Origin of the sequence: Caballeronia terrestris (genome assembly GCF_001544515.1) — a bacterium.
Classification (GTDB): Bacteria; Pseudomonadota; Gammaproteobacteria; order Burkholderiales; family Burkholderiaceae; genus Caballeronia; species Caballeronia terrestris.
On record NZ_FCOL02000007.1, the window covers coordinates 139039 to 161841 of the forward strand.

The 22803-nt window shown below is 62.8% G+C and carries 21 protein-coding genes; 15 read left to right on the forward strand and 6 right to left on the reverse strand.

What is annotated here, in order from left to right; translation table 11 throughout:
* The first annotated feature begins 329 nt into the window (after positions 1-329).
* The 7 genes from AWB67_RS08835 (at position 330) to AWB67_RS08855 (ending at position 7908) form a co-directional block, all read left to right on the forward strand.
* On the forward strand, positions 330-977 hold the full coding sequence (locus tag AWB67_RS08835) for a response regulator (protein ID WP_087655855.1): 648 nt from the start codon (positions 330-332) through the stop codon (positions 975-977).
* A 157-nt stretch (positions 978-1134) separates the two neighbouring features.
* Positions 1135-1806, forward strand: a complete 672-nt coding sequence (locus AWB67_RS08840) for a response regulator (RefSeq protein WP_087655856.1) — start codon at positions 1135-1137, stop codon at positions 1804-1806.
* A 109-nt stretch (positions 1807-1915) separates the two neighbouring features.
* Positions 1916-2560 carry a response regulator gene (locus AWB67_RS08845; RefSeq protein ID WP_087655857.1) on the forward strand — a complete coding sequence of 215 codons (645 nt, stop codon included), beginning with the start codon at positions 1916-1918 and terminating at the stop codon, positions 2558-2560.
* A gap of 162 nt (positions 2561-2722) precedes the next feature.
* Entirely contained in the window at positions 2723-3469 is a 747-nt protein-coding gene (locus tag AWB67_RS08850) for an MIP family channel protein (RefSeq protein WP_268807988.1), read from the forward strand.
* Between the two features lie 24 nt (positions 3470-3493).
* A complete protein-coding gene (locus tag AWB67_RS41395) occupies positions 3494-4678 on the forward strand; it encodes a transporter substrate-binding domain-containing protein (protein WP_200822200.1) in 1185 nt (394 codons plus the stop codon).
* Entirely contained in the window at positions 4675-5211 is a 537-nt protein-coding gene (locus tag AWB67_RS41770; protein ID WP_235025082.1) for a type 2 periplasmic-binding domain-containing protein, read from the forward strand. The genes AWB67_RS41395 and AWB67_RS41770 overlap by 4 nt, the downstream gene beginning before the upstream one ends.
* A 6-nt stretch (positions 5212-5217) precedes the next feature.
* Entirely contained in the window at positions 5218-7908 is a 2691-nt protein-coding gene (locus AWB67_RS08855) for an ATP-binding protein (RefSeq protein WP_235025083.1), read from the forward strand.
* A 54-nt stretch (positions 7909-7962) separates the two neighbouring features.
* Here AWB67_RS08855 and AWB67_RS08860 read toward each other — a convergent pair whose 3' ends face one another.
* A complete protein-coding gene (locus AWB67_RS08860; protein ID WP_087655859.1) occupies positions 7963-8895 on the reverse strand; it encodes a LysR family transcriptional regulator in 933 nt (310 codons plus the stop codon).
* Between the two features lie 455 nt (positions 8896-9350).
* Between AWB67_RS08860 and AWB67_RS08865 the strand changes: the two genes are divergently transcribed.
* From AWB67_RS08865 to AWB67_RS08875, 3 genes are all read left to right on the forward strand, one after another.
* The gene (locus AWB67_RS08865; protein WP_087655860.1) at positions 9351-10493 is read left to right on the forward strand and encodes a porin; all 1143 of its coding nucleotides are present in this window, start codon (positions 9351-9353) and stop codon (positions 10491-10493) included.
* Between the two features lie 171 nt (positions 10494-10664).
* Positions 10665-11111 (forward strand): CHRD domain-containing protein, encoded by a 447-nt coding sequence (locus tag AWB67_RS08870; protein WP_087655861.1) that lies wholly within the window; start codon positions 10665-10667, stop codon positions 11109-11111.
* A 19-nt stretch (positions 11112-11130) separates the two neighbouring features.
* Positions 11131-12081, forward strand: a complete 951-nt coding sequence (locus AWB67_RS08875; RefSeq protein ID WP_087655862.1) for an alpha/beta hydrolase — start codon at positions 11131-11133, stop codon at positions 12079-12081.
* On the opposite strand, the gene AWB67_RS08880 is transcribed toward AWB67_RS08875, so the two are convergent.
* Positions 12051-12899 carry an EcsC family protein gene (locus tag AWB67_RS08880; protein ID WP_087655863.1) on the reverse strand — a complete coding sequence of 283 codons (849 nt, stop codon included), beginning with the start codon at positions 12897-12899 and terminating at the stop codon, positions 12051-12053. The two genes, AWB67_RS08875 and AWB67_RS08880, sit on opposite strands and share 31 nt — an antisense overlap.
* Positions 12900-13007: 108 nt before the next feature.
* On the opposite strand from AWB67_RS08880, the gene AWB67_RS08885 reads away from it, so the two are divergent.
* Together AWB67_RS08885 and AWB67_RS08890 are read left to right on the forward strand one after the other, a co-directional pair.
* Positions 13008-14603 carry an MDR family MFS transporter gene (locus tag AWB67_RS08885; protein WP_087655864.1) on the forward strand — a complete coding sequence of 532 codons (1596 nt, stop codon included), beginning with the start codon at positions 13008-13010 and terminating at the stop codon, positions 14601-14603.
* A 20-nt stretch (positions 14604-14623) separates the two neighbouring features.
* The gene (locus tag AWB67_RS08890; protein ID WP_087655934.1) at positions 14624-15082 is read left to right on the forward strand and encodes a MarR family winged helix-turn-helix transcriptional regulator; all 459 of its coding nucleotides are present in this window, start codon (positions 14624-14626) and stop codon (positions 15080-15082) included.
* Here the strand turns inward: AWB67_RS08890 and AWB67_RS08895 are convergent.
* A complete protein-coding gene (locus AWB67_RS08895) occupies positions 15079-16353 on the reverse strand; it encodes an amino acid deaminase (RefSeq protein WP_087655865.1) in 1275 nt (424 codons plus the stop codon). The genes AWB67_RS08890 and AWB67_RS08895 overlap by 4 nt on opposite strands.
* Before the next feature lie 154 nt (positions 16354-16507).
* Here AWB67_RS08895 and AWB67_RS08900 point away from each other — a divergent pair, with 154 nt between their 5' ends.
* The 3 genes from AWB67_RS08900 to AWB67_RS08910 are packed head-to-tail and all read left to right on the forward strand — an operon-like array spanning position 16508 to position 19299.
* On the forward strand, positions 16508-17395 hold the full coding sequence (locus AWB67_RS08900; RefSeq protein ID WP_087655866.1) for a MurR/RpiR family transcriptional regulator: 888 nt from the start codon (positions 16508-16510) through the stop codon (positions 17393-17395).
* A 2-nt stretch (positions 17396-17397) separates the two neighbouring features.
* Positions 17398-18894 carry an N-acyl-D-amino-acid deacylase family protein gene (locus AWB67_RS08905; protein ID WP_087655867.1) on the forward strand — a complete coding sequence of 499 codons (1497 nt, stop codon included), beginning with the start codon at positions 17398-17400 and terminating at the stop codon, positions 18892-18894.
* Positions 18895-18912: 18 nt separating this feature from the next.
* Complete coding sequence (locus tag AWB67_RS08910) at positions 18913-19299, forward strand: RidA family protein (RefSeq protein WP_087655868.1); 387 nt, start codon at positions 18913-18915, stop codon at positions 19297-19299.
* Between the two features lie 45 nt (positions 19300-19344).
* Here the strand turns inward: AWB67_RS08910 and queF are convergent, their stop codons facing one another.
* From queF to ilvA, 3 genes are read right to left on the reverse strand one after another with little or no spacing between them, the layout of a single operon-like run.
* Entirely contained in the window at positions 19345-20169 is an 825-nt protein-coding gene (gene queF, locus AWB67_RS08915; RefSeq protein WP_087655869.1) for an NADPH-dependent 7-cyano-7-deazaguanine reductase QueF, read from the reverse strand.
* Positions 20166-21071: a 5'-nucleotidase gene (locus AWB67_RS08920; RefSeq protein WP_087655870.1), complete on the reverse strand. Its 906-nt coding sequence runs from the start codon at positions 21069-21071 to the stop codon at positions 20166-20168. Before AWB67_RS08920 ends, queF begins: the two co-directional genes overlap by 4 nt.
* A gap of 4 nt (positions 21072-21075) precedes the next feature.
* Positions 21076-22599, reverse strand: coding sequence for a threonine ammonia-lyase, biosynthetic (ilvA, locus tag AWB67_RS08925; protein ID WP_087655871.1), 1524 nt, complete (start codon positions 22597-22599; stop codon positions 21076-21078).
* Positions 22600-22803 lie beyond the last annotated feature (204 nt).

A 22803-nucleotide genomic window follows, 5' to 3' on the forward strand; every position in this document is an offset into this window, starting at 1 on the left:
ATTTCCACCACGTAAGCCTAATAGTCCTTTGCTGATAGGGGATGCACTCGTACCCACCTAAATTAGCGCGTCTCCGAACACCTCGCCAAAAATAGGTAAAAGGGCATTTAGGACAAATCGTATGGAGAATGAAATTTACGCCGATTACGCTGCTGAAAATATGCGGAAACCGGTTCTAGTTTGAGCATCGTTATATAGAGCACTCCGAGATATGAATAGCAATCTCGTTTCTGACGGTGCTGCTGAAACTTTAGTCATGAAAAGAAGCATGGTATGTCGGCCTCAATTCTGGCCGAAGCATAAACAAAATAAAACCGGGGAGGGCCGCTATGAAGTTACGTGTGGTTTTAGCAGACGATCATCCGTTTGTGCTGCTTGGTATCCGGGCGACTTTCAGTACCGACGAAAGTCTGGAAATAGTAGGAGAGGCAGTCAACGCCAGCGCGCTCATTGCACTGCTTGAAAGAACGCGTTGCGATGTTCTCGTCACGGATTTCGCCATGCCGGAGCAGGGCTCGCAGACTGAGGACGGCTTGCGGCTCATCCGACGGGTGTGTCGCGACTGGCCTCATATTCGCATTGTCGTGCTGACGAGCATGAGCAACGTGGCGATTTTGCGTTCCATCCTGAACGCCGGCGCGATGAGCTTGCTCAATAAAGTCGAATCAATGGAGGAACTGGCTGCTGCGGTGCGGTTCGCCGGGGTGGGGCGGCGGTATTTGAGCACTTCGATTGTGTCGGCGCTCGCGGTCGCCGGCGCGGAAACAGACACGCTTGCGGAAGGTCCGCGGTTATCTCCGCGCGAGATCGAGGTGGTCCGCATGTTCGCTAGCGGTATGTCGATTACAGAAATCGCGCGTTCGCTGGATCGCGACGTGCGAACCATCAGTCGCCAGAAACGCGACGCCATGAACAAGCTCGGCGTTCGCAACGATCCCGGCCTGTTTGCGTTCGCGCGCGCACACGGACTGGCTTGAAGGAATGGAAATTCTTACCGATTTAGGACGTATCTTATGTTGAAGAGTGCGTCGATAACTGATGCTTACGTGCGTTATTTTCAACGGCGTTTAAGCTTCTTGCTGTTCTGGATTAATTCGTTAATCCGGAGATGCGCCCGATACAAGGAGCGGGTAAATGCATGCGTTCACTAAAAGAATACGGTTGGCAGTCGCCGATGACCATCCGCTGGTCATTCTCGCTATTGAGAAATTGATTGCCCATATCCCGAATATCGAGATTGTCTGCCGGGCCCAGGATTCGACCGAACTAGTCGAAGCGCTTGCGACGCAGGAATGTGACGTCGTAATCATGGATTTTTTCATGCCAGGCGGAAAATTCGGCGACGGCATAAATTTGATCAAATATGTCGCAAGTCGCCACCCGAAAGCTGCGATCGTCGTTTTATCGATGATGACCGACGCGGATTTGATCGCGCAGGCACTCGAGTCGGGCGCGAATGCAATGGTGAGCAAGCAGGACCGGCTTGAACTGATCTATGTGGCGATCGTGACCGTTCTCGCGCAAGAGGATTATCTCGGGCCGTCGGTGCGCGCATTACTCGCGGACGCCAATGTCGCGAATCGCGTGGACCTGATCCGCAAGAAGCTGACGCGTCGCGAACTCGATGTTATCGCGCGCTACGCACGGGGCGGAAACGTCACGGAGATAGCCAGGGAACTCGGACGCAGCGTCAAGACGATCAGTGCTCAGAAGTGCGCCGCGATGCGCAAGCTCGATCTATCGACCGACGCGGAGCTATACCGTTTCGCGTTCGACAGCGGGCTCGTTCAGGCGCGCCGGGCTTGAAGCGGGGCTGGTTCAACACCTCGAGATGCCAGCACTCTTGTTGCGAGCCGGGCAGGGTCGAGGCTGTCCGGAGAGAGACTCGTAACCTCAAAACAGAAAAAGAAGAACGATGCAAAGAAAAATAAGGGTCATCGTCGCGGACGACCATCCGGTGGTGCGCGAAGGCATCGGCGCATACCTGAGGCGGGACCGGCGAATCGATTTGGTGGGCATGGCCAGTGATGCGAATTCACTCGCATCGCTGCTCTCGGACCACACGTGCGACTTCGTGTTTTCCGATATCGGCATGCAGGGAATGAATGGCGAGAGCAATTCCATCTCGTTCCTGAGGCGCCTCGCGCGGGAGGCGCCGCGGCCCCACATCGTCGCGGTCACGATGATCGCGCATGCTCAAATGCTGGCCGGGCTGCTGAACCTGGGCGTGGAGGGCATCGTCGACAAACGCGATGCGCTGGAATCGTTGACCCAGGCGATTAACGCAATTACTCGTGGACGGCGTTTTGCATCGCTGCACGCATACGAATTGTTGTCCGCGACGTTGCCCGATGCGCCGGCCCGCGCGGGTACGTTGAGCGCGCGCGAGTGGGACGTCTTTCGGATGTACGCGAGCGGCATGCCGATTCCCGAAATCGCGGATTACTTCAAGCGCAGCAGCAAGACCGTCGCTACCCAGCGACGTAGCGCGATGCGCAAACTCGGCCTCGATTCCGAATCCGAGTTGATTGCCTATGCGCAGCAGATCGGGCTGACGTAAGCAGCCAATTTCGACGGTGCGTGCAAAGACCGCTTTGGGACCTATCTGATGTCGGCAAAACGTTCTGCCCGTCAGACTCTTCGTTTCCCGTATTGAATTGTCTGCACGGACGCCGTTGGCGTCCGCAGTCGCGCGAATTTCATTCCAAATTCAAGGAGCAACGTGATTAGAAGAATGACAGCCGAATGCGCGGGAACCTTCTGGCTCGTTCTGATGGGATGCGGTTGCAGTGCATTGGCTGCGGGCAGCTTCGTGACGGACCCGGGCGTCCTCGCGCAATCGATCGTGTTTGGTCTTGCGATGACCACTGCCTCCTATCTTTTCGGGCCCATCTCCGGTGCTCACTTCAACCCGGCTGTGACCGTCGGCCTCGCGGTCGCGAATCGGTTTCCGGTCCGTGACCTGGTTCCCTACATTCTTGCGCAGTTGGCCGGTGCTATATCGGGCGCGGCCTTACTCTATTTCCTCGCGCGCGCGCGGCCCGGTTTCGAACTCTACGCACCCAGTTTCGGCGTGAATGGCTACGACAGCCATTCGCCCGGAAATTACCAATTGCATGCGGCGTTCGTGATCGAAGCCGTGATGAGCTTCGCCTTCGTGATCGTGAATCTCGCGACGTCGGCTAGCCGCGCGTTTCGCGTCGGCGGCCCGTTGATCGTCGGATCGACGCTCGCGCTGATTTACGTCGTGACGATGCCGGTGACGGGTGCGTCGGTGAATCCGGCGCGCTCGACCGGGCCGGCGCTCGTTGCCGGCGGCTGGGCGCTCGACGAATTGTGGCTCTTCTGGGCCGCTCCGCTCGCTGGAGGAATACTCGCCGGCGCGTCCTTTCCATTGCTTTTCGGACGAGGCGCGCGTGAAGGCACGAAGGCCGCCGATCGAAAGTTCAGCGACTTGCCGCAGCGATAGCGCGCATCGACGGGAACCGCCGCCATGGCAAACATTACTAAGATTTCCTTCGCATCGAGCGTGACGCGGCTTTTTGCTCGCCTGCTGCTCTGTTCAATGCTGTTCGCCGCGGCGCCAGGCGCGCACGCCGATCCGGCCCGCGCGATCGCGGCCGGCCGGCCGTTGAAAGACTATCCGGTCCTGACGGTCGGCGTGCTGTCGGCAGCGGCGGAGCCATCGGCGACGGTTGTACGCGGCGAGCCGGCCGGCTTGAGCATCGACGTACTGCGTGAACTCACCGGCCCGGACGTGCGATTCGACGCGCGCACCTATTCCACGATGGCCGAGCTGATCGCCGCGGCGTGCTCGGGCGACGTCGACATTCTCGCGAACGTCTCGCGCGCCGCCGATCAAAACGGCTGCCTGACCTTCACCGTCCCGTACTCCTTCGATCAGTCGATCATGATCGCGCGCACCGCCGATTTCGCGATGATCTCGCGCGAGGGCATGCGTCAGGCGGTTGTCGTGATCGAGGAGGGTTATTCGCTCGAAAGACTTATCCGCGAGCGATTCCCCGAAGCGAAGATCCGCACCTATCGCGAGGGCCGGCAGGCGCTGCAGGCCGTCGCGGACCATTCGGCCGACGTCTATTTCGGCGTCGCGCCCGGTGCAAGCCGCCTGCTCGATGCCACCGAATTCGACACGCTCGGCGTCGTGCGCACCCAGAATGGCGAGCTGAACGAATCGCGCTTTGCGGTTCCCGCCGGCCGCGTGGCGCTGCGCAACGACTTGAACGAGCGCCTCCTCAAGCTGGATTCGGACCGCCTGCACAACATCCGTTCCGCTTCGAGCGATAAACTTCAATCCGGCGCGGACGTTGGCGAGCCGCTTGTGCTGAGCGCGAACGAGCGGCGCTATCTCCGCGCATTGCAGCCGATCACGGTCGCCTTCGATGCCGACTGGGCGCCGTTCAGCTACGTCGATTCCGACGGACGCGCGCGCGGCATCGCTGTGGCATATCTCGCGTATCTGTCGAACGCGCTCGGCGTGACTTTTGATCGTCGCGCGTACGCGGATTCATCGGCGGTTTCGCGGGCGTTTGCTCGCCGCGACGCCGACATGATCCTCACCGCCGAGCAGGACCCGGACAAACTGGCAGGCGGCATCGCGACGGAGCCGCACGATCGCTTCCCGCTCGTCATCGTCGGACGGCACGGGCAGGCTGCGTGAAGAACCTTGACGATCTGCCGGTGCGGCGCGTCTCGGTCAGCGAGCGTCTCGCGGCGGACGGCAGCCTCGTCAATCTCGCGCCGAAGGCGAAGTTCATCGTCGTGCGGAACCTGAACGAAGCGCTCGATCGCGTGGCGAGCGGCGAAGTCGATGCGGCGGTCGGCGATCTCGCTGCGGTCGATCTCGCGCTGTCTTCCCGATTCGACGATCAACTGAAAATTCTCGGGCCGGCGGGCAAGTCGGAGAGCATCGGATTCGCGCTGCGTCCCGAACTGGCCGGGCTGGTGCCGCTCGTCGACCGGGCGCTGAAGGCGATGCCCGAAGCCGAGAAGCAGAAGATCAACGTCGCGCGCCAGGCCGCGCTCGCGCAGCCGCAAAGCGGCTGGAGCGTGAACGCGCTGCGTCTCCTGCCGGCGCTGATCGCGATCGGCGTCGTGCTCGCGGTCACGCTGCGCGCGTTCGTCCTCCCGCAGCGCGAGATGAGCCGGCGCATCGAAACCGAGGAGGCGCTCGCGACGCAGTTGAGCTTCTAGCGCACGATGATGGAGGTGGTGCCGTATCCGCTCGTCGCGAAGGATCTCGACAATCGCTATATCGCGGTCAATCGCGCGTTCGAGGAGGCGCTCGGTGTGCGGCGGGAGGAAATCATCGGGCGTTCGACCGTCGACGTGATGCCGTGGGGCTCGACTTACAGCGAGCAGATTCACCAATTGTCCGCGCTCAGCATCGCGACCGGGACGCGCCAGCAAGTCGAACTCGAGTTTTGCGACCGGCACGGCCAGCAGCGCCACGGACTCTTCTGGACCGGCACGTTCAACGCCGCCGACGGAGCGATGGCGGGCATCGTCGGCACGATGATCGACATCAGCGACATCCGCGACGCCGAAATGCGCGCGCGCGAAAACGAGCGGCGTCTGCACGACGTCACGCGCTCGCTCCCGGCCGTGGTGTTCCAACTGCGCCGCGCGCCCGACGGAAGTCTCAGCTTTCCGTATATCGGCGGCGACACGCGGCCGCTGTTCGGCGTCGACCTGTTGGATCTCGGCGCGGATCAACTGGCTTGCCTCTCGCAGATTCATCACGAGGACAAAGGCACGCTTCGCGACGTGATCGAACGCTCCGCGCTGACGCTCGAGCCGGTGCACGCCGAGTTCCGCTCGACCGCCGACGACGGCAAGCGCTGGGTTCGCGCCGTGCTGGCGGCGCGTCGCGAGGACGACGGCTCGGTCGTGTGGAGCGGCTACTGGGTCGACGCGAGCATCGAGCGCGCGCGGGCCGACGAACTGGCGCGGGCGCGTGACACGGCCGAAGCCGCATCGCGCGCGAAAGACGACTTCCTTGCGATGATGAGCCACGAAATCCGCACGCCGATGAACGGCGTGCTGGGGCTAGTCGAAGTGTTCGAGAACACGCCGCTCAATCCGGACCAGGCGCAGATGCTCGGCATGATCCAGGACTCGGCGAGCGCGCTCCTGCAAATCCTCGACGACCTGCTCGACTATTCGAAGATCGAAGCGGGGCGTCTCAGTATCGAATCGACGCCGATCGACTTGCGCGAACTCGTCGATAACGCCGTAGGCTTGCTCGCGGGCCGCGCGCACGAGAAGGGATTGCGGGTACGCGTCGACGTCGCCCCGGAAGTGGCGGCGAGCGTGTGCGGCGACAGCGTTCGGCTGCGTCAGGTGCTCTTCAACCTGATGAGCAACGCCATCAAGTTCACGATGAAGGGCGAGGTCGCGCTGCGTGTGCAGATGGCCGAGGCGCGCGGCGCCGAGCAGATCATCGAATTGTGCGTCGAGGATACCGGCATCGGCATCGCGGCGGACGCGCAGGCGGGCCTCTTCGAGCCGTTCGTGCAGGCGGAGACATCGACGACGCGGCGCTTCGGCGGAACGGGCCTCGGCCTCACGATTTGTCACAAGCTCGTCGAGCTGATGGGCGGCACGCTTCATCTGCGAAGCGAAGTGGGCGTCGGCACACGCATGACCGTGCGGCTCGCGATGCTGGTCGACACCGTGAACTACCAGATCGACGGCCTGCGCGGCAAGAAGGGCATCATCGCGATCGACGACGCGCGCGTCGCGCGGGCGCTGGTCGACTATGGGCAGGCGCTTGGCCTCGAGCTGCGCGTGCTGTCGCGCACCGACGACACATTAAAGCGCGCGCGCACGTTCGACGGCGTCGAACTCGTTTTCCTGAGCGATGCGCACAAGGACGCGCTGCCGGTGAAATCGCGCGTGATCCACGTCACGGAAAAGCCGAAGCCAACCGGCTATCGCATTCTCGACGACGATATCCGCGTGAGCGTCAATCCGATCTCGTGGCGCGGTCTCGGCGCCGCATGCGTCGCCGCGCTGACCGGACTGCCGCAGATCGTGTCGCGCGCAACGGCCGGCGTCGAGACAAACATGCAGGCGCCGGATCGCGACAAGGCGTTGAAGAGCGGCAGGCTCGTGCTCGTCGCCGAGGATCATCCTGTGAATCAGGAGCTGATCCGGCATCAGCTTTCGCTGCTCGGCTTCGCTTGCGACGTCGCGCACGATGGCGCCGAGGCGCTAGCGGCGCTCAAGAACACGCGCTACGGCTTCCTGATCACCGATTGTCATATGCCGAACATGACGGGCTACGAGCTTGCGCGGCGCGTGCGGACGAGCGAGTTGGGCACGTCGCGGCGTCTTCCGATTCTCGGCATCACGGCGAGTACCGCGCCGGAAGAACCGCGGATGTGTCGCGAGGCCGGCATGGACGACTGTCTCGTCAAGCCGACCCGTCTCGCCACGTTGCGTGATCACCTGCATCGCTGGCGCACCGTCGATGCGCCCGAACCGATCGAGCAGAAGATCGAGCGGAAGCCGGCTACGTCGATGGCGTCTATGTCGCCTATGTCCGACGCCGAACTCGATCTGACGTACATGACCCAGTTATGGGGCAGCGAAACGACGGTGAAAGCGCTGCTGGATTCGTTCGTGTCTTCTTTTCGCGACGATCTCGCGACGCTAAAGCCGCTGCTGGAAAACGGCTCCGTCGAGCGATTGAGGGAATGGCATCATCGCGTGTTCGGGGCGGCGAGCGTGTTGCAGTATCGCCCGCTGCTCGCCGCGCTCGAAGCGTTCCGTAGCGACCTGTCGGAGAAATCGCGCGTGCAGCGCCGTGACGACGGTAAGGCGCTGATCGCGCGCTGCGAGATTCTGCTCGAGCGCATCGAAACGCAATGCGCAGCGATCGCATAGCGCATTTCAGCTTACGTCGAGAGTGAAACTGAACGCGGCTCCGGCCGCGTTTTTTTACGCCGCTGACGATTGAAAGTGCGTTGCCGACGCATCGTCGCGGAAAAAAGCGAGCGTGAAATCGACGAACGCGCGCGTCTTCGCCGACACATGCCGGCGTCCCGGATATACCAGCGACACCTCCTTGTCCGCGCCCTTGATCGCGAAATCCGGCAAGAGACGCACGAGCGCGCCGCTTTCGATGTCGCGCGCGACGTGGCTTTCGGGCAGCACGGTCACGCCCATCCCGCAGATCGCCGCTTGCCGCAGCATCTGCGAGTTGTTGACCGTGTACGCGGGATCGAGCGTGACGTCTTCGTCGTCGCCGGAAGGGCCGGTGAACGACCACGTCGAGCCGTGAATATCGGACGATGGCGCGAGGAACGCGTGCTTCGCGAGCGCGGCGGGGCGCGCTGGCGTGCCGTAGAGCGCGAGATAGCCGGGCGCGGCGACAACGACCGGCATCACCCTGAACAGTGGTCGATTGATCAGCGTTCCGCTGTTGACGAGCCGCGGCACGACAATACCGACATCGAAACCTTCGTCGACGAGATCGACTGGCCGGTGCAGCAGCGTCAGGCGGAGTTTCACGTTGGGGAAGCCATCTCGAAAGGCGCTCAGGAGCGGCGTGAGCCCCAGCAAGGAAAATGACGCCGACGCGACGAGCTTGAGCGTGCCGGAAGGATCGGTGGAACTGCTCGTGATCGACGCCTCGACCTCTTCGACCTGTTCGAGCACCGCCTTGCAGCCGAGCGCGTAGGTGCGCCCGGCTTCGGTCAGCGAGACGCTGCGCGTGGTGCGGTTCAAGAGGCGCGTATTGAGATGGGCTTCGAGCAGCGCGACGTAACGGGTCACGACAGCGTTCGACAGTTCGAGCCCGGCCGCGGCCCGTCCGAACGATCCCGCTTCCGCGACCTTCAGAAAAACGCGCATGGCTTGCAGATGATTCATGGTCGTGCCCGATGAAAATGCGCGCTGGCAGAAAGGCGCGGCGGATGATCGGCAGCGCTCGGGACAGACGAGGCGCCGGCTACGCGCGCGATATTAATTACTTGCCCATCACGACGAGATACGACTTTTCCTAAATCTCAGGGACGCCGCTATCGGTGCCCTGTCGCGTGTGCGCAACTTTGATGAATATTTCGGAATCCGCATCTAAATTTGAGATACCGATAAGCCTATGGGGCGTAAGTGTTTCCCCGTATCAAAATTGCATTTTTTGAGTTATTCGAAATGATTTTTGTGGTTCATTTGGTGGTTGCTGGAATTGGACGCGTCCTAAACTTTGGTCTGCCGAATAACGGTGTCCGGAAAACCGGAGGCGCGGTGTACGAGGTTCTGGCGAAGAGCGCAGGCGCCGCGTTTAGCAACCAATCGAGTCGCGAGACTCATCCAAAGGATCACACATGAAAAAGACTCTGATTGTGGCGGCCGTATCCGCTTCGTTCGCGACTGCCGCGAGTGCGCAGAGCAGCGTGACGCTGTACGGGATTGTCGATGCGGGCTTCACCTATGTGAACAACGAAGCCACGGCGCAAGGCGATGCCAATACCCACAACGCCACCGTACGCTTGGCCGGCAGCAACGTACAGGACAGCCGCTGGGGCCTCAAGGGTCAAGAAGACCTCGGTCGTGGCATGAAGGCAATCTTCACGTTGGAAAGCGGTTTCGACGTCACCAACGGTCGGTCGCAACAAGATGGCCGAATTTTCGGCCGTCAGGCATTCGTCGGCGTGACGAGCAACGACTTCGGCACCGTGACGCTCGGTCGCCAGTACGACTCCGTGGTCGACTATCTGGGTCCGCTGACGGCAAACGGTTCGTGGGGCGGTACGTACTTCACGCATCCGTTCGACAATGACAACACCTACAATTCGTTCCGCGTGAACAATTCGGTGAAGTATCAAAGCGCGAACTACGGCGGCTTCTCGTTCGGCGGCCTCTATGGTTTCTCGAATGCCGCCGGCGGATTTGCTTCGAACCGTGCTTACAGCGCCGGCATGCAGTACGCGAACGGTCCGTTCAAGATCGCCGCGGCTTACCTGCAAACGCAGAACACGAACTCGGGTAACGCGGGCGGTGCGATCACCGATACGCTGGATGCGAATCGCCTCAGCGTCGGTCTCGTTCCGAGCCAGTCGCAACGCACGTACGGCGTAGGCGCGAATTACTCGGTCGGCGCCCTGACGTTCGGCGGTCTGTGGACGCAATCGCGTTTCCAGTACGACATGGGCGATTCGGCTCTTCGCTTCAACAACTACGAGCTGAACGCACGCTACAACCTCACGCCCGCACTGGCACTCGGCGGTGCATACACGTACACGGACGTGAAGGGCTCCGTGCCGGGTTCGCGTAACAGCGACCACACGCAGTATCATCAGATTGGTCTCCAGGCCGACTATTCGCTCTCGAAGCGCACCGACATCTACGCGGAAGGTGTCGCGCAATTTACGGCTAGCGATGGCCGCTACGCCAACGTCTACGGCACTGCACCGTCGAGCAGTGGCAATCAGGTCGTTGTCACGACGGGTATCCGTCACCGCTTCTAAAGCGACTTGATCGGTAAGCAGTAGCAGAAGGGCACCGCAAGGTGCCCTTCTGCATTGCCGCTTCCCAAAACACCAATCAAACGAGGTGATTCCAAATGCACTAACATGGACTAGAGATGAGCGCCGGGGCGATGTGATGCACGCGGTCATCCGTCACAGGAGAGCATAAAAATGAAGTCGATATTCAGACCACGTCTCGGCTTGGCGACTGTCCTCGTGTTGTCGGCGTTGACATCGGCGGGCGCTTTCGCCGATACCGTTGCGTTGAAGGCGAACCTCCAGCCGTCGAGCGAAGTGCCGCCGCGCGTGAGCAAGGGGCACGGCGTCGTCGAGGCGAATTTCGATACGACCAGCAAGACGCTGACCTGGACCGCGACCTATGCGGAACTGTCCGGCCCGGTTACGATGGCGCATTTCCACGGCCCCGCGCCGGTCGGGCAGAACGCGAAGCCGCAAGTCCCGGTCGATAAAGGCGCGCTCGCCAGCCCGATGAAAGGGCAGGCCACGCTGACGGATCAGCAGATCACCGACCTGATGGCCGGCCAGTGGTACTTCAACATCCACACGGCGGAAAACCCGTCTGGCGAAATTCGCGGCCAGGTCGTGCCGGCCAATTGAAGCGCATGGATCGCGCCCGATGAGCTGGCAAAGCGCGTTGGCCTGCTGGATCGTGCGCCGGCGGATGCGGCCCGAGACGGCGAAACCGGTCATCGATGTCGCGCGAGCGCGGGCTTATACCGCGCGGCGCGTCTGGTCTCCGAAGGTGCCGCCCGGCTGGCGTCTGACCGAACACTACGACATACATGCCGCCCCACTGCGCGGCGAATCGCTCACCTCTGCCGCCCCACAGCACATCACGATTCTCTATCTGCATGGCGGCGGTTATTACTTCTGCTCGCCGCGCAGTCATCGGTCGCTGGTGTTTCCGCTCGCGACGCGCACCGATGCGCGCATCCTCTCGCTCGACTATCGCCTGGCTCCCGAGCACCGCTTTCCGTGCGCACTCGACGACGCCGTCGCCGCCTATCGCCGATTACTCGCCGATGGCGTTCCCGCGCGGTCGATCGCCATCGCGGGTGATTCCGCCGGCGGCGGCCTCGCGCTCGCGACGCTGCTCAAGTTACGCGACGCAGCCGATCCGTTGCCGGCATGCGGCGTTCTGTTCTCGCCGTGGACAGACCTCGCTTCGACCGGCGCGTCGATCGTGACGAACGACGGCCGCGACCCGATGTTCCACGGCGCGGCGCTCGCTCGCGCGGCGAAGGTCTATCTCGGCGATGCCGACGCGACAAATCCCTACGCTTCCCCGCTATACGGCCGATTCGAAGGCCTCCCGCCGCTGTTGATTCAAGCCGGCGACACGGAAGTGCTCCTCGACGACTCGATAAGAGTCGCGGACAAGGCGCGCGCGGCAGGCGTGACGGTCGATCTGGAGATTTGGTCGAATGTGCCGCACGGCTTCCAGTTGTTCGCGCCGTTCATGCCGGAGGCGAATCGCGCGCTCGAACGTGCCGCCCGCTTCATCCGCGAAGCGACTCGACCGCAACGCGCCAACGCTCAGCGGCTCCCGGAGACATCGATCGTTTGATAGGCCCGCTCGATGGCCACCTGGCCGTATTGCCGTTCAAGCCGCCGCACGGTGAAATGGCCGTGCGCCATTTGCTGGAAGTGGTCGATGAACACCGTGTTCACCATTGCGCCGAGCACCGCGCCGATCGCCGGAATTGACTTGGCCGCGACCTGTTCGCTCACCTGCACTGAGAACCGCGACGCCACCGTGTGCAAGAACTTGATGAGCGCCGTCGATCCGTGGCTGCTCAAACCCTTCGCCGCGATCTCGTTGGTCGCTCTCGAGACCGACTGCGCCAGCGCGCCGCGCACGATGAAATAGCCGAGGTCGGCATTGTCGTCACTCTTGCTCGGCCCGCCCATGCCGAGCACCATCATGCATTGCAGTTGCGTGTCGATCCGATGGATGTCCTCGCCTTCGCTGCGCGCGATGTCGCAGATCGAGCGGAACATCAGCGTCGTCGTGACGGGCAGCTCGACCGGCAGCGCGAACATGCCGAACGCGCCGCCCGCGGCGCCGGTCGTCGCGACCGCGAGCTTGTGCATCAGGTTGTGCGGCTTGTCGGGCGTGGGCGCCATCAGCGAATCGAATGGTGACGACTTGCCTAGCGTGCGCAGCGCGAGTTGCAGGCATTTTTTCAGCGCGAGTTGCGTCGCTTCGTCGATCTTTTCCTGCGCGATGTTCGGCATCTTCGCCATCAGCTTCTCGATCGGCGAGCCGACGACGCTCGCGAGCTTCATCGTCAGCGACGGGCTTTCGAGCGCCTCCTTCGCGTGGCGCAGCGCCTCGAGGTCGTCGGTGGAAAGGGGCGTGGTGGCGATCGGCGTGGGTTCCATTTTTGGCTTCTTGAAATAGTAAGAGAGTGCGTCCGGGAGCAGATTAGAGCGTTTTCGCGTGCTAAGATTCGATTTCCGTTGACTCGTCAACTATTGCGACAGCCAAAAATGGCCGTTCATACAGCCGCGCAACATTCCAGTTCCCAGGTCCTGCCGTTCCGCGAATCGCTGATGGCGATGATCGGGATCTCGTTCGTGACGATGCTCGTCGCGCTGGATCAGACGGTCGTCGGCACGGCGTTGCCCACCATCGTCGCCGAACTGAAGGGCTTCGATCTCTACGCGTGGGTCGCGACGTCGTATCTGCTGCTTTCCGTCATTACCGTACCCATTTTCGGCCGCCTTGGCGATTACTACGGACGCAAGCCGTTCGTGATCGCGTCGATCGTCGTCTTCACCGTGGCGTCCGTGCTCTGCGGGCTCGCCAACAGCATGCTCTTTCTCGTGCTCGCGCGCGGCTTGCAGGGCATCGGCGGCGGGATGCTGGTCGGCACGGCGTTCGCGTGCATTGCTGATCTGTTCCCCGACAACGTCGTGCGCCTGCGCTGGCAGGTACTGATGAGTTCGGCGTTCGGCATCGCGAACGCGGTCGGGCCGTCGCTCGGCGGCTTTCTCACCGAGTATTACGGCTGGCGGTCGGTGTTCTACGTGAATCTGCCGGTCGGCGTGCTCTCGCTGGTTTTCGTCTGGCGTTATCTGCCGCATCTCCGGCACGTCGCGCACGAGGGCAAAATGCGGCTCGACTGGCCGGGTGCCGCGCTGATCGCCATCGCGCTCGGTTCGCTGCAGATGTTCGTCGAAACCGTGCCGAAGCAGGGCGTCACCGCGGAAACGGTTGTATTGATCGCGCTGAGCGTCGCGAGCGCTATTTCACTGTGGTTCTGGGAGAAACGCTGCCCGCACGCGATCCTGCCGATCGACATGTTCCGCAACAAGAGCCTCGCGGCGCTCTTCACGCTCGGCATTCTCGGCGGCTTCACGATGTTTTCGCTGCTTTTCTACGCGCCGCTGCTGTTCCAGGGCGGTTTCGGGATGTCGCCGAAGGACGCCGGGCTGATGATTACGCCGCTCGTCGTGTTCATTACGATTGGCAGTATCGCGAACGGGCGCATCGTCACGCGCGTGAAAAACCCGAATTCGATGCTCTACGTCGGTTTCGCGCTGCTGGTCGTGGCGTGTCTCGGTGTGGTGATCGCGACGCGCGCGATGCCGCGTCCCGTCCTGATGACGTTCATGCTGATCGGCGGCTTGGGCCTTGGCTTCGTGATGCCGAACCTGACCGTGTTCGCGCAGCAGACGGCGGGCCGCCAGCATCTCGGCATCGCGACGGCGCTTTTGCAGTCGTTGCGGATGATCGGCGGGATGATCGGGACGGCGCTGACCGGCACGCTCGTCACGCATCTGTACGCGAGCGGCGTGAAGCTCGCGCTGGAGAAAGACCGCGCGACGCACTGGTACCCCGATCTCTCCGATCCGCAGATCCTGATCAACCGGGAGGCGCAGGACACGCTGCTGTCGCAACTCGGCGCGGCGGGTCACAATGGCGCGCTGCTGCTGGAGGCGGCGCGCGAGGCGCTGGTCGCCGCGATCCACATCGGGCTGGCGCTGGCGGCGATCGTCGCGGTGATTTCGCTGTGGCAGTCGCGCCGCGTGCCGCCGATACGCCTGAAAGGCCCGGTCGATCCGACGATCGTCGCCGAATGATTTTGCGGGAAGACAACAGTATGGAAGAACAGGACCGTATTGCCGTGGTGCAACAGTTCGGGCGCACGTATCGCGCATTCATGTCAGCGTTCGAATCGCAGGTCGGCCAGCCGATGCCGCGCTGGCGCATCCTGCTCGCGCTGCACGAGCAGGCGGGGGAATCGTCGCAGAAGAAGCTGGTGGAGCGGTTGCGCGTCGATCCGGGCGCGCTCACGCGGCAACTGAAGGCGCTCGAAGCGCTCGGCTGGATCGCGCGCAGTGTAGATCCGCGTGACAACCGCATCTCGAATGTCCTGCTGACGCCGGACGGGCGCGCCGTGATCGAAGCCGGCTTGCCGCGCAGGAACGCGTTCCTGCACGACACGATGGCGTCGCTTCCGGACGACGCCATCGCAGCACTTTCAGATGCGCTGCGGATGCTTGAGCAGCGTATCCAGGAGGTGGCGGCGTCGGGCGCCGCCCCGAGCGAGGACGCTTAAAAGAACGTCTCGATCACTTCCGTCACGCGGAATTTACGATCGACGACGAGCACCTGGCGCCATTTGTCGAACGTGAGGCAGGGGTGCGAGATGTCGAACGCAATCATGTCGCCGACCTTCACGTCGTCGCCCGGCTTGATGCGCAGATACGCGTGCTGGTCCATCAGGCCGAAGATTTCCCAGCCGTCGTCGGGACCTACGTCGCGCGGCGCCTCATCACCCGGCCGATAGTGGCGCGCGGGCTCCGGCATCCCGGCATCGAATGCGGAATCGCGCTTGCCCAGGCCGATGATCGCGCGATCCGGCTCCGGAATCGACTGCACGTACGCCCACAGTTGCAGCGCCGGCTTCAGCCCTTGGCCCATCTTCTTCGCGATCGGATTGCGCGCGAAAATCTCGCTCTGCGCCTTTTTGTAGATGCCGACGTCGTGCGTCAGATAGCAGCCCGGCCGCAGCACGACTTCGATCACGTCGCTGTGCGCCTTCGCGAATTCATCGGCGACGACGTCGTACCACGCCGAACCCGCACCCGACAAAATTGCCGGCTTGCGCGTGATCTTCCCTTCGGCGACGAGCGCGCGCGTGATCGCCACCGCGCTTTGCAGGAATTCGCGCACTTTCGACTCATCCTGCAGCACGCCTTCGTACAACTCGATGCCCGCGAGCTGGATGGTGTCCGGCCAGCGCGCGATGGCGGCCAGCACGGCTTCGCGCTGCGCGTCGTCGCGCACGCCGGTTCGGCCGCCCGGCACGCCGAGCTCGATCAGCACGTTCAGCTTTTTCTTCACGTCGCTGAAGAACGTGCCCAGTTGATCAACGCCATCCGCTGAATCCACCAGACAAAAGAACTCGAAATTGGGATCAGTCAGCAATTCCGCGATCATGCCCATGTTGCGCTTGCCGACGAGCTGGTTCGCGAGCAGCACGCGATGCACGCCGCCGCGATACGCCGCGCGCACCTGATGCGCAGTCGCGAGCGTGATGCCCCACGCACCGGCTTCGAGCTGGCGGCGGAACAACTGCGGCGCCATCGTCGTCTTGCCGTGCGGCGCGAGCTTCACGCCGTATTCCGCGACGAACGCCTGCATCCACTTCAGGTTGTACTCGATGCGATCCGCGTACAGCACGGCGGCCGGCAGGCTCACGTCTTCGTCGAGCAGGTTCCAGTCGAGCCGCCCCGCGTCGCTTAGCTGGATGCCCGTGCCCGGCACCATGCCGAGACCCTTGCCAAACGGGTCGATCGTGGCGTTCTGATAGTTTGTAACTTTCATGTCCTGCTACTCCATCGTCCGTTTAAATAGACTTCTGTCGATACTTAACTGGCGCCAAGGTTGACGACAACATGTTACCGAAAGTAGGATGCGGGATAAATTGTTATTTAGTACCACGGCGCTGAAGCCGTTTTCTGAACCCGGATTTACCCTGATGAATGTGTCATCGGAACCGCTTGCTTTCGATATCGTCGCCCGGATCGCCGAGCGCGCGCCCGAGTTGCGCTCGGCGGAGCGCAAGGTCGCGGCGCTGATCCTCGACGACCTGACGGGCGCCTCGCGCGCGAGCATCGGCGCGCTCGCGGAGAAGGCCGAGGTAAGCATCGCGACGGTTACGCGGTTCGCGAAGGCGGTCGGCTGCGCGGACGTGCGCGAGCTGAAGCTGCGGCTCGCGCAGGCGGCGGCGGTCGGCCAGCGCTTTCTCAAGCGCGAGCCCGACGACCTGCCCGATTCCCTCGCGACGCGCATCTTCGAGGAAGTGCAGACCACGCTCGCGCACAACCAGGGCGCGCTGCGCGCCGCGCCGATCGAAGCGGCGGCCGATGCGCTCGGCGCGGCGTCGATGATCTACGTATTCGGCATGGGCGGCGGCTCCACGGCGCTCTCCGACGAAATGCGCTTCCGGCTCGTGCGGCTCGGCCGGCCGGTGGCGTCGTATCAGGACGGCTTGTTGCAGCGCATGGTCGCCGCGACGCTGTCGAAGGAACACGTAGTCGTGGCGCTTTCGGTTACCGGACAGACGCCGGAAATGGTCGAAAGCTGCCGCCTCGCGCGCGAATACGGCGCGCGCGTGATCGCGTTGACGGCGCCGGCGTCGCCGCTCGCGCAACTCGCCGACTGGCTGATCCCGATCATCGCGATCGAGACCGATTTCATCTACAAGCCATCGTCGTCGCGTTACGCGATGATGATGGCGCTCGACCTGCTCGTCACCGAACTGGCCGTCAAGCAGGCGAGCCACAGCCGCGAACTGCTGCGCCGCATGAAACACGCACTCGATGCGCATCGGGGCGGCGGCGAGCGTCAACCCCTGGGAGACTGAACATGGATTCGCAAGCGGAAACCGAGAAGGCCGATACGCTGATCGTCGGCGCACGCGTGATCGACGGCACGGGCGCGCCCGCCGTCGAACGCGACGTGGCGCTGCGCGACGGCCGGATCGTCGCGATTACGGCGCCGGGCGGCCTCGCCGGCTGGACGGCGGATGAGGTCGTCGAAGCTGAAGGGCGCGTGCTGGCGCCCGGTTTCATCGATGTCCACACGCACGACGACACGCACGTGATCCGCTCGCCGCAGATGCTGCCGAAGCTGACGCAAGGCGTGACGACCGTGATCGTCGGCAATTGCGGGATCAGCGTGTCGCCGGTGACGTTGAAAGGCGCGCCGCCCGACCCGATGAACCTGCTCGGCGACGAAGGCGCGTTCCTCTATCCGACGTTTGCCGATTACGTCGAAGCGGTCAACGAGGCGCGGCCGGCGGTGAACGTCGGCGCACTGATCGGGCATACGGCGCTGCGCAACAATCACATGGACCGTCTCGACCGGGCGGCGACTTCGACCGAAATCGAAGGCATGCGCGCGCAACTCGAAGAAGCGCTCGAGAACGGCGCGCTCGGTTTGAGCAGCGGGCTTGCCTACGGATCGGCGTTCAGCGCGCCGCCGGAAGAGGTGAAGGCGCTGGCCGAGCCGCTTTCAAAGGCGGGCGCGCTCTACACGACGCACATGCGCACCGAATTCGACGCGATCCTCGACGCGATGGACGAGGCGTACCAGGTCGGCCGCCATGCGCGCGTGCCGGTGGTGATTTCGCATCTGAAGTGCGCGGGGCCGTCGAATTGGGGACGTAGCGTCGAGGTGCTGAAGTCGCTGGAAAACACGCGGGACGGCCAGCCGGTCGGCTGCGACTGCTATCCATACAACCGCAGTTCATCGACGCTCGACTTGAAGCAGGTGACCGGCGACATCGACATCACGATCACCTGGTCCGAGCCGCATCCCGAAATGGCGGGCAAGCTGATCAAGGAGGTCGCGGCGGAGTGGGACGTGAGCCAGCAGGAGGCGGGCAAGCGCCTGCAGCCGGCGGGCGCGGTGTATCACAACATGTCGGAGGACGACGTGCGGCGCATCCTCTCGCATCCCGCGACGATGGTCGGCTCCGACGGCCTGCCGAACGATCCGCTGCCGCATCCGCGTCTGTGGGGCGCGTTTCCACGCGTGCTCGGCCATTACGCCCGCGACACGGCGCTGCTGCCGCTGGAAGAGGCCGTGCGCAAGATGACGAGTTTGTCGGCGCGGCGCTTCGGGCTGCCCGAGCGCGGCGAGGTGAAGGTGGGCTATCACGCCGATCTGGTGATGTTCGACGCGGAAAAGGTCCGCGATGCCGCGACGTTCGCCGATCCGCAGCAACCAGCGGATGGCATCGACGCGGTCTGGGTGAACGGGGTTTTGTCGTATAGCGAGCGGGCGGTGACCGGCGAGCGTGCGGGACATTTCGTGTCGCGTGGTTCGGCTTCCAAGCTGGACGCACACGGCGCTTTTTGAGTTTTAAAGGAGTTGAAGATGAAACGATATGGCGTGGAAGGCGGTAAAGGTCAGGGCGGCGCGCATATGCCGTTTGCGCGGGCGGTCGAAGCGAATGGATGGCTGTTTGTTTCGGGACAGACGCCGATGGAAAATGGCGAAGTAATTAACGGCGGAATCGTCGATCAATCGCATAAATGCATTCAGAACGTTTTCGCGATTTTGAAAGAAGCGGGGTATGGCGCGGAGCATGTGGTCCGATGCGGCGTGTGGCTCGACGATCCGCGGGATTTTGCTTCGTTCAATAAAGTGTTCAAGGAGTATTTCGGAGAAAATCCGCCGGCGCGCGCTTGTGTGGTTTCTTCGATGGTGATCGATTGCAAGGTCGAGGTGGATTGCGTGGCTTATAAGGCGCCTGCTGCCTGAATTGCTTAAAAAAGAGCGTTGCCGCAGATGGCAACGCTCGATTCTTTATTGCCGCCCCAACCGCGCATTATCCGGCATCGGTAAATTGAAATTCGTCCGGAACGGGTTGATATCCAGCCCACCTCTCCGCGTATATCTCGCATAAACCGCCAGCCTTTCCGGCTGACACTCCCGCATGATATCCATGAAAATACGCTCGACGCACTGCTCGTGAAACCCTGTATGTCCACGGTAAGAAATGACATACCGCAGCAATCCCGCGTGATCGATCTGTCCGCCGTAATAGCGAATCTGGACACTGCCCCAATCCGGCTGTCCGGTAACCGGACAATTCGATTTCAACAGATTCGAAAATAGCGTCTCGTCGACCGGCGCTTCATCATGCGTTGCTTTCAGCAATGACGGATCGGGCGAATAAACATCCGTATCCAGATCCAGCCGATCCAGCGACAACCCCTCGAATTCCTCCATCTGCAACTTGCCGAAATCTGCGGGCGCGGCAAGCTGCACCGACACATTCACCCCGCAAATCGCCGACACGTCACGCTTGATCGCGGCGCGCACGTCGTCGGTGGAATCGAAGGCCGTCTGCGCGAACGATCCCAAATACAACTTGAACGACTTCGATTCGACAATATTCGGCGATTCCGCCGGCACGAGAAACGTTGCGACGGCTATCTGCGGCTTGCCGCGCCGGTTCAGCCAGGACAATTCATACGCATTCCAGATGTCCGTCCCGAAAAACGGCAGCCGCGCGCCAATGCCGATCGCATCGCGCGCCGTCTTGCGGTCGATCGGGAACAGCAGCAGCGGATCGTACTGTTCTGTGTAGACAACTTCCTTGCCGAGCGGAGATTGGTCGGGTGTCATGATGCGTTCGATATGCCACTCAGTACGTGCCCGGTCGCGGTCACGACGCGGGCCGATTCGCAGTGGCCGATTTGGTCGTCGAAGAAGAAATCGGGCTCGAACGCGCGCAGGAACGCGCCTTTGTCGAGCCCGCCGAGGAACATCGCTTCGTCGATTTCGATGTTCCAGGCCATCAGCGTCCGGATCGCGCGCTCGTGCGCGGGAGCGGAACGCGCGGTGACGAGCGCGGTGCGGATGTGCATCGGCGCGGCGTCATCGGCGATTTTTTGCAGCTTGTGCAGCGCCGCCAGGAGCGGCTTCAGCGGCCCGCCAGCGAGCGGCGAATCCTTCTTCGTCGTCTCGTGCCCGACGAAAGCCGACAAACCGGCCGACTGAAACACGCGTTCGGCTTCATCGGAGAAGAGGACGGCGTCTCCGTCGAAAGCGATGCGGATTTCGTCAGGATACTGGCTTGCGGCCTGCGGCGTCTCAGGCAGCACGCGCGCGGCGGGAAAACCGGCGTCGAGCGCGGCGCGCACGTCGTCCGGATTCGCCGACAGAAACAGCGACGCCCGCAGCGGCTTCAGATAGCCGAACGGCGGACGCCCGCGCGTAAACACGCCGCGCTCGATCGCGAGGCCGTGCGCCTTGCACGAACTGAACGCGCGCAGGCCGCTGATCGGATCGCTGCGCGAGAGGATCACCACTTCGACGTGATGCCCGCCCGCATTGAGCTTGAGCAGTTTGCCGATCAGCGGAAACGCGACGCCGGGCTTCGCCGGCACGTTCAGCCGCGACCGCTGCAGCGCTTCGTACTCGGCGAGGTCGCCGGTTTCGTAGACCTCGTTCTCTTCCTCGAAATCGAAGAGCGCGCGCGACGAAATCGCGACGACGAGCTTGTCTTCCAGCGTAAACGCCGCCATCGCTTCAGGCCAGGAAGAGCTTGTAGACCGGATTCGCGCCTTCGTCCCACCACGGGTAACCGAGCGTCGCGAGAAAGCGCTCAAATTCAGCGTTTTCCGCCGACGGCACCTGGATGCCGACGAGAATCGAGCTGTAATCCGCGCCCTGGTTCCGGTAGTGGAAGAGGCTGATATTCCAGTTAGGCGCCATCGACGAGAGGAATTTCATCAGCGCGCCCGGCCGTTCGGGGAATTCGAACCGCAGCAGCCGTTCGTCCTGGGCGAGCGGCGAGCGGCCGCCGACCATGTAGCGGATGTGCTGCTTCGAGAGTTCGTCGTGCGACAGGTCGACGGTCGCGAATCCGTGCTCGACGAACGCGTTCATCATCTGCGCCGATTCGCTGCGCGTCTTGATCTGCACGCCGACGAAGATGTGCGCGGCGCTGGCATCGGCAATGCGGTAGTTGAATTCGGTGACGCTCCTCGTGCCGACGAGCTCGCAGAAGCGCCTGAAGCTGCCGCGCTCCTCTGGGATCGTCACGGCGAAAACGGCTTCGCGCGCCTCGCCCACTTCCGCGCGTTCCGCCACGAAGCGCATCCGGTCGAAATTCATGTTCGCGCCGGAGGTCACCGCGACGAGCGTCTTGCCTTCGATGCCCTCGCGTTCCGCATACAGCTTCGCGCCCGCGACGGCGAGCGATCCGGCCGGCTCGAGCACGCTGCGGGTGTCCTGGAAAACGTCCTTGATCGCGGCGCAGAGCGCGTCGGTATCGACGGTGAGCACTTCGTCAAGCAGTTCGCGGCACAGCCGGAACGTTTCCTCGCCGACCAGTTTCACCGCCGTGCCGTCCGAAAACAGGCCGACTTCCGCCAGCGTGACGCGCTCGCCCGCCTTGATCGACTGGGCCATCGCGCAGGAATCGTCGGTTTGCACGCCGATCACCTTGATCTCCGGCCGCACCGCTTTTACATACGCCGCGACGCCCGCAGCGAGCCCGCCGCCGCCGATCGGCACGAAAATCGCGTGGATCGGCCCCTGGTGCTGGCGCAGGATTTCCATTGCGACGGTGCCTTGTCCGGCGATCACGTCGGGGTCGTCGAACGGATGGACGAAGGTGAGGCCGCGCTCTTCCTGCAGCTTCAGCGCGTGCGCGTAGGCGTCGCTGTACGACTCGCCCGCGAGCACCACGTCGACCGTCGGGCCGCCGTGCGCGCGCACCGCGTCGATCTTGACCTGCGGCGTTGTCGTGGGAATCGCGATGACCGCGCGGCAGCCGAGCCGTGCCGCCGAAAACGCGACGCCCTGCGCATGATTGCCCGCCGACGCCGTGATCACGCCGCGCGCGAGGACGTCGGCGGGGAGTTGCGCCATCTTGTTATACGCACCGCGGATCTTGAACGAGAACACCGGCTGGTTGTCCTCGCGCTTGAGGAAAACCGCGTTGGATAGACGCGCCGACAGATTGCGCGCGAGCTCGAGCTCGCTTTCGCGGGCGACATCGTAGACGCGCGCGGTCAGGACTTTTTTCAGGTAATCGGGGTGTGCCATGCGGGAAAAGTCACGCAGAGCGACTGCGCGCTATTTTTGAGAGCGAAAACATCAATGATAGCGCCAACCACCTTCGGCCCGGCCGGGAAGTCGCTTTTACCGACCGGACGGTCGCCTTAACGCAGGCGAAAAAACGCAGAAATACGGCGAAAACCGGCTGGCAAAAGCCCCTTCGACGCGCTAGCCGCCGCGAACGGGGGGTTT